The organism is Ancylomarina sp. YFZ004 (genome assembly GCF_054254355.1).
The window spans coordinates 347,864-362,559 of the sequence record NZ_JBTCHQ010000004.1 but is presented as its reverse complement, the minus strand read 5'-3'; the positions used below and the strand labels follow the sequence as shown (position 1 = coordinate 362,559).

Below are 14,696 nucleotides of genomic sequence, written 5' to 3'. Positions count from 1 at the left end.
AATCATAGATCAGGAGAAGCTTAAAGCTTCTCCTTAAATTAGCAATTTACGGGTTTTGTTGTAAATCTGGTTGAGCTAAAATTTCCCCCTCAGGGATATATTCTATAATAACATTAGAATCATAAGTCACCTCAAAGAATGGATCGTTACCACGAAGGTGAGTTCCTGGATATTCTCTGTCCAAATTTCTACTATTTCTGAAAATATCAAACTTACGATGTCCTTCATAAGCAAGCTCTAAACGACGCTCTTTCAACACTAAATCCAAAAGGCTAACATCAGCTGTTATATCTGCTCCTGTGTAGGCTGCCTCTGAACCAATTGCTCTTGTTCTAACGATATTTACATTTGCAAGTGCATTTCCTATATCGCCTTTATGAGCGTAAGCCTCTGCCTTGTTCAAATAAATTTCAGCTAAACGAGAGATAATTGGTGACCATAAATGACCTTTATTCTCTTGTCCAGAACATTTTGTAATAAAGTACTTAGGATAAGTTTGACGTGTCGCTAATTTCTGATTGATACGTAACTTCACAGCTGTAGGTAATAATTGTGTTGCTCCTGTTTCTTTGTTAACCTGATAAGGTGTTACCCAATAATTGGTCACGCCAGTTTTTGCATCTACAACAGCAGTAATAGGTGCTTCCATACTTTTAGTTCCTTGATCCGAAGCTAACTCTTGATACAAGATTGTACGATCTGCACTCACCGAATCCTGATGAAACAAAAGCCCATTCAACTTCTTCTGCTCATCAGAATCAGTACCTTTATAAGAGTTTAAACCATACCAAACACCCCATAAATCTTCAGAATTCTTATCTAAAACCATAGAGGTAACAAAAGCGCCACGAGCATCATCTGGCCATTCTTCTACAATATCTCTGTATGTAACTGAAGCGTATAACTCACCCCATCCAGAACCATCAAGAGAAGCTTTACCTTCAGAATCGACTGCTGCGTACATTCCCGAGAAGGCGTACCAATCATCCCATTGTCCTGAGTTATCAGCTCCATCAACAAATCTTAAAGCAAAAATTGTTTCCTGATTTTCATCTGGTGTAAAGGTTGGATAAACTTTAAAATCATCCTTCGATAATAATGAATAACGACCCGAATTAATAACTAAATCAGAATAAGTAATCGCATTGTCATTATCACCCATATATAAGTAAACACGAGATAATAAAGCCTGTGCAGCTTCTTTAGTTGCATAAGAAGCTGTCTTTTCAGATTGCATTAGAGATTCAGCTTTCTTCAAATCTAAAATCACTTGCTCGTAACATTCTTTTACGCTTGAGCGTAAAGGCTGATCATCAACATCAGTTGAAAGCTTAATAGGTACACCAAGATTAGATTCAGGACTTTGGTTGTAAGGACGGCCAAATAATGAAGTTAGATAGAAATATTGCATCCCTCTTAAGTAATAGTTCTGACCGATAATATTATCCATCTCAGCACTTTCTCCTTCTACAGCTCTATCGATCACAATATTACAACCTACAATTGCTTTATAAGCAGCTGTCCATACAGATTGTTTTCTGTATCCTTTAACCTGACGCTTGTAGTTATATGTATAATACAAAGGGTCAGTTGTTGATCCACTTAAGGCCACATTATCTCCTGAATATTCCCCAAAACGGAAATAATTGTTTACCCATGAATTACCATCAGCAATTCCCGATCCTTTAAGAATAGCATAATTTCCTAATGTTAATGCTTCAATAGCATTTTCCGATGAATACACATCGTCCTTTTCAATTGCTGAATACGGCTCCATATCTAGCTCACAAGAACTTAAACCTAATGCGAATAGTGAAACAGCAAAATATTTATATATTTTTCTCATTTGTTTAAAATTTTGTATCCGAATAAACTTTGAAATTTTAAATGGTTTATAAAAACCATTCGCTTTATCTATCAGTTTAGTTCAAGATATTTCATCAATTTATATTTTGAAATATAAAAGCAAAAACTATCAACTCTTAGAAAGAGAAGTTTACTCCAAACATGAATCGTCTTGGAATAGCGTAATCGCCATACTGAGAAGTTTCACCTTCATTATCTTCGTTACCAACCTCAGGATCAACACCTGAAAAATCTGTAATGGTAAACAAGTTTTCAGCAGATGCATAAATGCTTAAATTATTCAAGAAAGTCTTTGTTTTTAAACCAGCGAATGAATAATTCAAAGTCACATTACGTAACTTGATGTAGCTACCATCTTCAATATATCTTGATGATGTCTTATTAGAAAGACTGTTACCACCATTCATCGCTTGTGGGTGAGTTGCTATATCACCAGCTTTTGTCCAACGGCTCCAACCTGATTTTAATGACATTGAATTAAAACTAGCATAAGCTCCATCATTATCATACAACTCTCTACTTGAGTTATAAATATCGATTCCTTGTACAAAATCCATATTCATACTTAAAGTGAAGTTCTTATAAGACATGACTGAAGATAAACCACCAAAATAGTCCGGAGTTGCTGAACCGACCATCTGAACAGTAGCATCATTCCAATCACTAGTTACAGTTTTTGCTCCATCTTCGTCAACAATCTCCCACTGAGGCTTGCCATCTTCTGAATTTACACCAGACCACTTACGCATATACCAAGTGTCTATATCTTCACCTTCGCGACGGATTTTATTACCTGATGTATAGTCTTTATTCTCGTACAATTCTTGAACCTCATTGGTATTAATACCGATGTTTGCATCAACGTGCCATGCAAAACCATTGTCCTTTCCTTTGAAGATATCGGCACCAATCATAAATTCTAAACCCTGGTTTTTAACTGCTCCAATATTTTCCCAATAACCTTTAAATCCCGCTGTTGCTGGAAGAGAAACATAGTAAAGAAGGTCCTTAGTATCCTTAATGTAATATTCCATATTGATATCGAAACGATCTAGGAAACGGATATCAAGAGCAAAGTTGGTACTATAAGTTTTCTCCCATGTTAAATCGTCATTACCTAACTGGTCAGCAGAAATAACAGGGTATTTGTTGTATTGGTTTGTAATAGAATAAAGCTCCTTACTTGGATGATAACTACCAGGAGTATTTCCTAAAACACCATAACTAGCACGGAATTTCAACACATTAATCTCATCAAAATCGAAGAAATCTTCATTGTGAATATTCCAACCACCACTAATCGAATAAAAATTACCAAACTGAGAATCCTTACCAAACTTAGAAGAACCATCTCTACGGAAAGAGAATTGCCCCATATAACGAGAAGCATACGAATAGTTAGCATTAAATAAATAGGATTTAAAAGCATAGTTATCCTTAGATCCTGAAATACTTTTCATTTCAGCCCCTGCATTCAAAATGCTTGTACCAGAAACAATACCATTTTTTTGAGCTGATGTTGTTGACCACTTATAGTCATTGTACTCATAAGCTGCCAACACTGTAAAGAAATGCTCATCAATCGATTTTGTGAATCGTAATAACTGATTAGAGAATCGATTCATACTTTTCAAATGGTAGTTAGAAATTGATCCTTTGTCGTTCTTACCTGAGTTAGACATAGGGTCGGTATACGACATTGAATTATGATGCTGATAATCGAAACTATTAGACGATACGAAAGTTAAACCTGGAGCAATATTCACATCAAATCCTAAAGATGGAGACAATTTTAAGGTTGTTGACTCTGAATAATTCCACTGTAAATCATAAATAGAATTGCTTCTATCGCGACCAATCCATCCTACACTTTCGTCCTTAGGGTTGATAATATTACCATTATCATCTTTTGGACGATCATATGGCATATTCAAAAACATTTCACTAACACCTTGCTGTCTATTATCAATATCTTTGTAGGTGAAATTCATTTTAGGATGTAAGGTCAAGTAATCCTTAATTTTATAATCCACATTCATTCTTCCTGAATAACGTGTATAATCATACCCCTTAACAGCACCTGACTCATCGTATACATTACCAGAAATAAAAGTTTTCATTTTGTCGTTTCCACCACTAAATGAAATACCATAATCCTGAACAACGCCCAATTTAGTTCCTTCATCAAACCAATCAGTATCTATTGCCTGAGCTTCTTCTGTAAACCAATCTAGATCAGCATGGCCATTCCCAAATGATTTGATATAGTCTGTCATTTCACTAGCATTCATCATAGAGAAATCACCTGTAGACAATTGGCTTATACCTGTTTTAACTGAAACGCTAATTTTTGATTCACCTGCCTTAGCACTCCTTGTTGTTACAAGTACAACACCATTAGCAGCTCGAGAACCATATAGAGCTGTTGCCGATGCGTCTTTTAAAATAGTTGTCGATTCAATATCCTGAGCATTAAGATCTGGCGCTTCAGATTGAATCACACCATCAACAACCCACAAAGGACTAACACTACCACTCAAAGTAGACTTACCACGTATTCTGATACGAGGAGCTGCTCCTGGACGACCTGAATTTGCACTAACATAGACACCAGCTGCTTTACCTTGCAGCATATTGGCAATATTTGGTGTCGTTACTGACTTTAAGTCATCCGCCTTAATATTTGTAACCGATCCCGTCATATTTGACTTTTTCTGAACACCATAACCAACAACAATTAACTCATCCAGCAATTCTGTATCATCCTCTAGCGTAAAATTAATAGTCCAGGATGCAACTGTAATCGTTTGTGATTTAAATCCCATAAAAGAAATGATCAAGTCATTTCCCATGGCACATTTCAATTCATAATTCCCTTCAAAATCAGTAGAGGTTCCATTGGTAGTTCCCTTAACTAGGATATTTACACCCGGAAGTGGTAGTCCACTACCATCCAAAATTTTTCCTTTTACGACACCGTCCTGAGCATACGAGGCAAGCCCCAACACACATAAACAGATAGTCAACAAAATGTTTTTCATAGAGGTTTTTGTTTTAATTAGGTTAGTTTCATTTCCACATCTATCTCACAAGATTTCATTTAGGCGACTTGCTCAACGATGAGAGTTTCAAAATTGGAGAATCACATTTATAAAAAAGTGGACATTTTAGGCTAATAGGTAGACATTTTCCCACAAGCCAATTAAATAGTACAATACAGCTGATTACAACTTGATATTTGTTTGATTTTTGCTTGGTAGGATTACTATAGATATCTATTTTTGTTTTATCCCAAAACCCAGTAATTAACTCAGCATGCTAAAAATGAATACCTATCTAACCAAGCTCATTTTACTTTTTGTGATTTGTAACTCTTATTTTTTCTCATTTGCTGATGAGTCAACAAATTTCATACACCTTAGTGCTGAAGTAGACAGACAACAAACCAATGTTAGTACTGTAGTTGAAGATTCTTTAGGCTACTTATGGTTCAATTCTGATAAAGGCATTCTTCGTTTCGATGGTTACGATTATAAAGCCTATTCATTTACTGATGTAATGGGAATTAATGCAAGGACCTCATCTATTCTAAACATTATCAAAGACAAAAACAATAGAATTTGGTGTGTATCTAAAAAAGGAAATATTTCGGAACTTTTACCATCAGGAAAATTCACCCCCCATCATTCGAGAATCCAGAATTTGGAAGAACATCAAAACATTGAATCACTAGCTATTGGTGAATCACGACTTTGGCTGGGAAGTAATTTTGGGACACTTGTTGGTCAATCTTTATCAGATTCGACACATATAAAGTTTGACATCAACTCTCCCAACGAAAGGATAACATCTATTTCAGAGGGCAAAAACAATAGCATCTGGTTTAGCACGGGCACTGGTCGCGTATTCAAAGGAAATACCACAACAATGACAATTGAGGAGCTCCCTGTTCCTTTCAATCAATCGTCAAATACGACTATTTTAACAACAGATTCAGATGGGAATTTATGGATAGGAACCGAACTTAATGGTCTTTTCTTTTACAATACAACATCTCAAACATACGAACAGTTCCACAAAAAAGCACAAATTTCACATTTCGTCCCTACGAATATGATAATTCGAATTTTTCGTGATAGCAAAGGTCTAATTTGGGCAGGTACAGACGGTGGAGGACTTTGCCAGGTTAATCCCAAAACAAAAAAGGTAAAAATATACAAGCATTCTAAAACCAATAAATTCTCCCTTCAAAGTAATTCAGTAATTGGTTTTGGTGAAACAAGGAATAACGACATTTGGATTTTCACAAATTATGGCAATATCAACATCTTACCTCACGAATCATCAACTGTTGGCTATTATAGTGGAAGCCTCTCTGGTACACCAACACGTGTTTTATCCATATTAAATTGTAAAGATGGAAGTCTTTGGCTGGGTACTGATGGAGAAGGTATAAGTGTGATTAATAAGCAAGGTATAGCCATCAAGCAGTTTATTACCAATTCAACATTGAACAATGGCCTTAATGGAAATTACATTCAATCCATTGTTGAAGATCAATCTAAAAACAAATGGATAGGAACCTACTTAAATGGATTGTGTCATTATAATTCTAAAACAGATCAATTCAAATCGATACAGATAAAGGACAAAAAGGGACAAGTTGCAACTGATGTTAGATCCCTATATATAGACAAAAGAAATCGCACCTGGGTAGGTACTAATCTAGGGATCTTTGTGTTTTCAAATTCCGATAAACAAATTGCATTTTTCCCAAACAATAGAAATGGACTAAGTGGTAGTATTGCTGAAGTTTTCATGGAAGATGAAAGCGATCAATTATGGATTGGTATGTATCAGGGCGGAGTCTGCCTATTCAATGAGAATGATTTTTTTGAGAAATCAAACTTCGCAACCTACAAATTATCAAAGTCTAATAATCAAATGGAAAACAGTGTTATGCATGGCACTGCTGATCTCCATGGTCACCTATATCTACTCAACTCCTACTCCAAGTTGATAAAATTCAATCTTAAGACCAAATTATCAGAACCACTAAAGGGCTTCGGTAATGAAGAATTACATGGAGGTATTGCCATTGTGCTAGCCGATAGCTCAGATTTATGGATCTCAAAGACAAATGGTATTTCTCATTTAAATTTAAATACAAAACAAGCTTATTATTACACCTGGAAAAATGGAACTTTAAAAGACAGATTTCTATCTGGAAGTGCTGGTATAGATCAAAATGGTCTGCTCTATTTTGGTGGTGTTGGAGGGGTCAATTTTTTTGATCCGAAACAAATGAAAACCAGCAAAAAAGAATTTCAACTAAGGATCAATCAATTAGATATTGTGAATAGAGATGCCAATGAGATTATTCCAGATCAGATACATGAAGGCATAGAACAGGTGAAAAAAATAGAACTCAACCACAAACAGACCTCATTTTCCTTTCAATTTTCGGTCATTAACGATCATCTCGATCCCAATTACTTTTATGCGTATCGATTAAAGGGCTTTAATACAAACTGGATAACGACAGAAAACAATCGAATTGCAACCTATACCAATATCCCATACGGGGATTACACTTTCGAAGTAAAAGCTGGAACCAAAAGAAATCTTTGGGACATAGAACCTCGAGCAATACAAATGACTGTTTTGTCTCCTCTATGGCAAAGATGGTGGGCATACACATTCTATAGTCTGGTTCTGATTATTGCGTTCTTTTTCATCATTCGCTATTCCATTATGTGGGCCCGACTAAAGAAAAAACTCATCATTGAAGAGTGGCAGAATGAGAAAATCAATGAACTATATGCTATGAAAATGAATTTCTTCGCAAAAATGTCGCATGAAATTCAAACGCCCCTTACTCTTATAATGGCTCCCATCGAGAGCATGATTGAGCGAGCAGAAGGAAATCTCTTATTAAAACAACGCTTGAATGTTATTCATAACAACGCTAAACGTTTATCGCGTATCGCTCTGGAATTGATGACTGTAAGAAATCGTGAAATGGGGAAACTACAGTTACGTGCAAGCGAGAATAATATTTCTAAACATTGTGAAACCATAGCTCTCTCCTTTACCGAACAAGCACGATTTAAGCATATCGACTTTGTTTTTGAATCAAAACAAAATGATATCATGCTATGGTATGATAAAGAAAAACTTGAACATGTCATTTATAACCTTTTAGCAAATGCCTTTAAATTTACCCCGCGCGAAGGTCAGATTCAATTTAAAATCAAGAGTAACTATGAGCATTTCTTTCTGAACATATCTGATTCGGGAATTGGGATAGATGAAGAAAATCTACAACACATTTTCGATTTATTCTACCAATCAAAGGAAGGTAAAGCTGTTGGCGGAACTGGAATAGGCCTTGCTCTTACTAAAGAACTAATCACTTTACACAAAGGCGAAATAAATGTTGTGTCAGCTATAAATAGTGGAACTGAATTTAGTTTAAAGCTTCCTTTGGACTGTAAACATCTGAGTGTAGATGAAATCATCGATAAACCCGTAATTAATGAATTGGTTCAAACTGAGAATTCCAATAAGGAAGACCTTTATAAGCCCACTATTAATCTCAACAGTAAAATAAAAATTTTAATTGTTGAGGATAATTACGAGATGTTGCTTCTTCTTAAAGATACATTTAGTCCCTTATATAATGTATTTACTGCTGAAAATGGAAAAGAAGCCCTATCTATTTTACACGAAACAACGCCGGATCTTATCATTAGTGATATCATGATGCCCATAATGGATGGTATCTCTCTTTGTAAGGAGTTGAAGAATACGAAAACAATGCGCCACATACCAATCATCCTATTAACAGCTCGTAATACGACTCAATCTAAACTCGAGGGCTTGAAATATGGCGCCATAGAATATATTAACAAACCTTTCAACGTTAAAGAATTGATATTTAAAATCAATAACATTCTAGAATCTCACAAAAATCTTATTCTAAAATACAGAACTGAATTATTGACTCAAACTGAGGCCCCTCAGGTTGAATCACCTGATGAAAAATTTATTGAGTCTGTATTAATAGAACTTGAGAAGAATTTAGTTAATCCCGATTTTAAACTGGAGGATTTATCTGAAGCATTGAGCATGAGTTACTCAAATATCTATCGTAGGTTCCAGTCTATAACCAACAAAACCCTTGTTGACTTTATGCGATGTTTAAGATTAAAAAAAGCAGCTTTCATTTTGGTAAAACACAATTACACTATTTCTGAAATTGCATTTAATGTCGGTTTTAATGATCCAAAATATTTCTCAAGATGCTTTAAAAAGGAATATAATTACACGCCTAAGCAATTTAAACAACTTGCAAACTCGGAAGACGGTACTTCTTTTCTCGAATCGCATGATATAGTAGAAGAATAATTCATTACACAGACAGACAGACAGACTCCAAACCTGCATAAAGACAAGTATTACAGGCTACAAGACAATAAAATTCATTCTAAACTATCATTTTTATCTTCCGTACTGGTAGGAACTGGTAGGTATTTTTATATATTTGTATAAAACAAATTAAAGATAGCTACTACTTACACATCTAGTTTTGGTAATTATGATTAAACAAACTAAATCTACCCGACATCACAACAGATCGTACAAAGGATTGTATGAATGTTGGATTTACTAGACTCTGAACTTTCGTATCTCTATACATTCACCACGCAAGAGATACCCTTCTAAATCCTAAATTCAGGATAAGAACACCAATTAAGAACCTACAGCCATTGAGAATGGATAATAATCATATCAACTCAATACCAAACACAATTGTATAAAAAAGACAGAGAAAGCTACCAACAATCTCTGCCTAACATTAAATACGCTCAGTTGTTTCCATCGCAAAAAAGAAGATAACTGGCATTAACTTTAACGAACCTAAATTTATGAAAAAAAATGCAAACCCTTTTGCGCACTTCCACCATGCGCAAAAACGCTGTGTTTCATGGCTTATGAAACTATGCATTGTCGTAATTCTATTTTCGCCTACCTTGGTGAAAGCTTCACAAACATCAAACTTCGGCAATATTGAGCAAAATCAGAATACCGTAACAGGTATTATCACATCTGCTGATGATGGACTATCTATCCCTGGTGTATCCGTTGTCGTAAAAGGAACATCTAATGGTACAAGTACCGATTTCGACGGCAAATTTACAATCCAAGTTGAAGAAGGCCAAACCCTTGTTTTCTCATTCGTAGGTATGAAAACACAAGAAGTTGTTGTTAATGGTAATACTTTAAACATCGTACTTGAATCAGAAAATTTAGGACTAGACGAAATTGTGGTTATCGGTTATGGAACTCAAAAGAAGAGTGACTTAACGGGATCAGTAGCCTCTATTAAAGCATCTGACTTACAAAAAACACCTAGCTCCAACCCTGTTGATGGACTTCAAGGTAAGGTTGCAGGTGTCAGCATTTCAAAATTTGGTGGTGCTCCAGGTGCAGGTTCAAATATTGTAATTAGAGGCGTTGGTACCATCGGTAGCAATACACCGCTTTACATTATCGATGGTTTGCCTGGCGATATGTCACTGGTGAATCCTGACGATATTGCATCTATCGAGATCCTTAAAGATGGAGCTGCTGCAGCCATTTACGGTTCGAGAGCTGCAAATGGTGTTGTTCTTATTTCTACGAAAAGAGGAAAATCAGGAAAAACAACCATCGATTTCAATATGTACACCGGAGTTAAGCAAAGCATTAGCTCTTTAGATCTTTTAGATTCAGAAGGTTATATTGCAGTACATAAAATGATGTACGATAACTACAATCAGTACAGCAGTGACCCTATCGATTTACCTGGCTATATCACAACACCTATCTCACACAGTACTGATTGGCAAAAAGAGGTTTTTCGTAATGCAGTGCACCAAAACTACAATATAAACATTAACGGAGGTAATGAGAATTCTTACTACGGTGTTTCTGGTAGCTGGAACGATGAAGAAGGTACTGCTATGGGGAGTGAATATCTAAAGAAAACCCTAAGAGCAAAATTAGGAACAACTAGAGGACGTTTCTCTATTGATGCCAATATTTCATATGCCGAAACTGAAGAAGAAAAAATAAAATTCTCATTAAGAGAGATTTACAAAATAACGCCTACTATCCCAACCTTAAACGAGGATGGAACAGCAGCTCTTACTTTTGGTGATTTACCGTCCAACGCCAACCCTTTCGCTTCACATATGAATGAAAGTGGTGAAAACAAAACTCAGTATTTCTCTGGAAATATTACGGGTAAATTCAAATTTACCGATTGGCTTTCGTATCAAGTTAACTTGGGTTTCATCAACTCAAACGAGCACAATTGGCACCATAAAAATGCTTACGAAAGAGACCATAAAGACAAGGAAGATTATGTGTCTTTTGAAAAGTATCAAATGAACTGGAGAAAGAACATGGTTGAACACTTGATCAACTTCAATAAAACATTTGGTAAGCATTCTGTATCTGCGGTAGCTGGTTTCACTGCTGAAGAAACGACCCAAGATTGGATGAAGGCTTCAGTTATCGGTAAAAACACTGAATATTCAGTAGAAGATGGTAGCTTGGTGACTAAAGATAATCCTGCAGGATTCTTAGATCCATCTTGGATTACACTTTCTGCAGGTGAAGGTGGAACTTATGCTGCTTCGGGTAGTATGAGTAAATACACGAGAACATCTATTCTTGGACGTGTAAACTATTCTTTCGAAAGCAAGTATCTATTCCAATTCACTTTCCGTAGAGACGGTTCATCTAAATTCGGATCAGAATACAGATATGGGACTTTCCCTTCTGTTGCTCTAGGTTGGAGATTTTCTGAAGAATCATTCATGAGTAATTTCTCATTTATCGACAACCTGAAACTAAGAGCAAGTTGGGGTAAGTTAGGTAATGATGGACTTCTTAATAACTATCAATACCAATCATTAATCTACACAGCTAACGACTACACGTTAGGAAGTGTAAAAGGATCAGGAGCCAATCCATGGCCAGGTAGTATCGCAACAGAAATCCCTAATGCCGATTTACGATGGGAAACCACAACATCTAGAAACTTAGGTCTTGATTACACTTTGATGAATAATCGTTTTAGTGGCTCCATCAACTACTACATCAATACCACCAAAGATCTACTAATCCCTAAGACACTTGCAACCTCAAGTGGTGATAATGAGATGATTGCTAATGTTGGGGAAGTTGAAAATAAAGGTATTGAATTCGAACTTGGTTATAATAACCACAGTAAAAAATTCAAGTATAGCATTAATGCCACGTTTTCAACAACCCAAAATGAGGTAACAAAATTAGCTAATAAGGATCAATCCATTTTTGGAGAAGGTCTAAAATATGGTGATGCTCACTTCCCTACTCAAACTCGTCAGGGATACGAAATTGGATCATTCTTCCTATACAAAACCGATGGTCTTTTCCAATCGAATAATGAAGTAGCGGCACACAAAAATAGCGATGGTGATTTACTTCAAGAAAATGCTAAAGCAGGTGATATCAGATTTATTGATACTAACAATGATGGAAATATTGACGAAGCAGATAAGGTCTATTCTGGTTCAGGAATTCCAGATTTTAGCTACAGTTTAAGTTTAAATGCAGCATACGAAGGATTCGATTTCTCATGTATGTTCTATGGTGTTAGTGGTAACAAACTTTACAATGGTAACCGTTACTATCTGGAAAATATGTCAGCAGGTCAGAACTTCCTTGCTTCAACAGCCAATGCCTGGACTGCAAATAATAAAAACACCAATATGCCAAGAGCTGTATTGGGAGATCCGAACTTAAATAACCGTGAATCTGACCGATTCCTGGAAAATGCATCATTCTTAAGATTAAAGAATGTAGAGTTGGGTTACACCCTACCAAAAAACATATTAACGAAACTAGGTGTTTCAAAACTGAGAATCTACGTAAATGCTCAGAATGTATTTACAATTACTGACTACAGTGGTACCGATCCTGAATTAGGTAGAGCCGATGTGAAAAACATAGGCATTGATAGAAGTTTCTATCCTCTTACCAAATCATATTACGGTGGTATTCAGTTAAGTTTCTAATTCACATCATTTATTGAGATTCATCAGAGAAATTGATAAAGATTTCTCTGATATCATCAAGAAATAAATTTAAACACAATGAACAAATTATTATATCTACTTGCCTTCATAGGCCTGGGGCTAGTTCACACTAGCTGCGAAAAGGATTTCCTGACTCAGGAAGATCCAGATAATTTAGCCATCAATAATTTTTGGCGCAACCAAAGCGATGCTGAAGCAGGGCTTTCATCTGCTTATTCTCAATTGGAATGTGCTACCGATTATTGGGCTTTCGCCGAAATTAAATTTCCTGTTGAGCTATACACCTCCGACTTGGTAAATTTAGGTGGTGACGCTTATAATTACGAAGATTGGTTCACCATCTACAATTTCGACATGACTCCCGGTAATACTCAAACATCGGCTTATTGGGAGATTCACTACAGAGGTATTAACTATGCCAACCAAGTGATCGAAAATGTAGGTTTAATGGCTGAAGAAAAAATCGCTATTGCTGAGCGTGATAAAATTGTAGCAGAAGCTAAATTCTTAAGAGCATATTATCACCTTAAACTATTAATGTCTTGGGAAAAGATTATCATTAGAGAGACTTATCCTAAAGGAGATTCAGAAACATCAAAAGCGCTTAGTACTAGACTCGAATCATGGGATTTTATTATCGCAGATTTCGAAGCAGCATCAAAACTATTACCAGAATCTTTCGATGCTAACAACACAGGTAGAGCTACAAAATGGGCTGCTTTGGGTTATTTAGGAAAAGCCTATTTATTTAGAGCTGGCGAAGAGGCTGAAAATGCTCCTGCTTATTACCTATCAGCCAAAGAAGCTTTTAAAGCTGTGGTTGATAACGGAAATTATGAACTAGTAAACTCATATATTTCTTTATTTGATGGTACAAATCAGAACTCTACTGAGTCGATATTTGAACTTCAACTTTCAGGTAATACAGCTAATGGAGCTTATTACAAATTCCCTTCTCACCGATGGTTGAAACCTGCTGGTTTAGGTGGATGGGACGAAATTGCTGGTAGTGATTTCCTTTTAGAGGAATTCAAGAAGGAAGGTAAAACTGCAACAGACACTCGTTATGATGATCGCCTGTACAGCACACTTTTCTTCGATGATGAATACTTTAACGATCCAGCTAATCCAAGAGTTTATGGTTATACCTTCAACGATTGGTGGGATTACAATGGAGTTGCTCATGATAAAACCGGTTTCAGAAAGTATCTACCTAAAAGCGAAGATGATTTAAACTCAAGCCAAAGTAGTATCAATATACCATTAATGCGTTATGCGGATTTATTATTGATGTATGCTGAAACATTAAACAATTTAGATGAAACGTCAGCTGCAATTCCCTTCATCAATACTGTAAGAGCTCGTGCAAACATGCCAGCTACCACTGCTACAACAAAAGCGGAAATCATGAATCAAATTGAGCATGAAAGAATCTGCGAACTAGCAATGGAAGGATCGCGTTTTCATGACTTAAGAAGATGGAATAAACTAATTGAAACAATGGGAACTCATGGAAGAACTCTAACATCCGAAGATTTCTTCTTTCCTATTCCTGAAAAGGAACAAAAGAATAATTCTGAGATATAATTTTCAAGCAATTTTTCATAAGTAAGTAGTTAGTTTATTGGGCGGAGTTTTAATTAACTTCGCTCAATATATTTCAAGACAAATATTTCACTTCATAATACATAACTGGCT

The 14,696-nt window shown here is 35.8% G+C and carries 5 protein-coding genes; 3 read left to right on the top strand and 2 right to left on the bottom strand.

Annotated features, from left to right (window positions below; all coding sequences use genetic code 11):
- Nucleotides 1-46 precede the first annotated feature (46 nt).
- Both ACXR6G_RS09160 and ACXR6G_RS09155 read right to left on the bottom strand, forming a co-directional pair.
- Nucleotides 47-1,846 carry a RagB/SusD family nutrient uptake outer membrane protein gene (locus ACXR6G_RS09160; RefSeq protein ID WP_458361119.1) on the bottom strand — a complete coding sequence of 600 codons (1,800 nt, stop codon included), beginning with the start codon at nt 1,844-1,846 and terminating at the stop codon, nt 47-49.
- Between the two features lie 136 nt (nt 1,847-1,982).
- Nucleotides 1,983-4,907 (bottom strand): SusC/RagA family TonB-linked outer membrane protein, encoded by a 2,925-nt coding sequence (locus ACXR6G_RS09155; RefSeq protein WP_458361118.1) that lies wholly within the window; start codon nt 4,905-4,907, stop codon nt 1,983-1,985.
- Nucleotides 4,908-5,190: 283 nt separating this feature from the next.
- On the opposite strand from ACXR6G_RS09155, the gene ACXR6G_RS09150 reads away from it, so the two are divergent.
- The 3 genes from ACXR6G_RS09150 (at nt 5,191) to ACXR6G_RS09140 (ending at nt 14,585) form a co-directional block, all read left to right on the top strand.
- On the top strand, nt 5,191-9,276 hold the full coding sequence (locus ACXR6G_RS09150) for a hybrid sensor histidine kinase/response regulator transcription factor (protein WP_458361117.1): 4,086 nt from the start codon (nt 5,191-5,193) through the stop codon (nt 9,274-9,276).
- Nucleotides 9,277-9,797: 521 nt separating this feature from the next.
- The gene (locus ACXR6G_RS09145; protein ID WP_458361116.1) at nt 9,798-12,977 is read left to right on the top strand and encodes a SusC/RagA family TonB-linked outer membrane protein; all 3,180 of its coding nucleotides are present in this window, start codon (nt 9,798-9,800) and stop codon (nt 12,975-12,977) included.
- Nucleotides 12,978-13,055: 78 nt separating this feature from the next.
- Nucleotides 13,056-14,585, top strand: coding sequence for a RagB/SusD family nutrient uptake outer membrane protein (locus tag ACXR6G_RS09140; protein WP_458361115.1), 1,530 nt, complete (start codon nt 13,056-13,058; stop codon nt 14,583-14,585).
- Nucleotides 14,586-14,696: the final 111 nt, after the last annotated feature.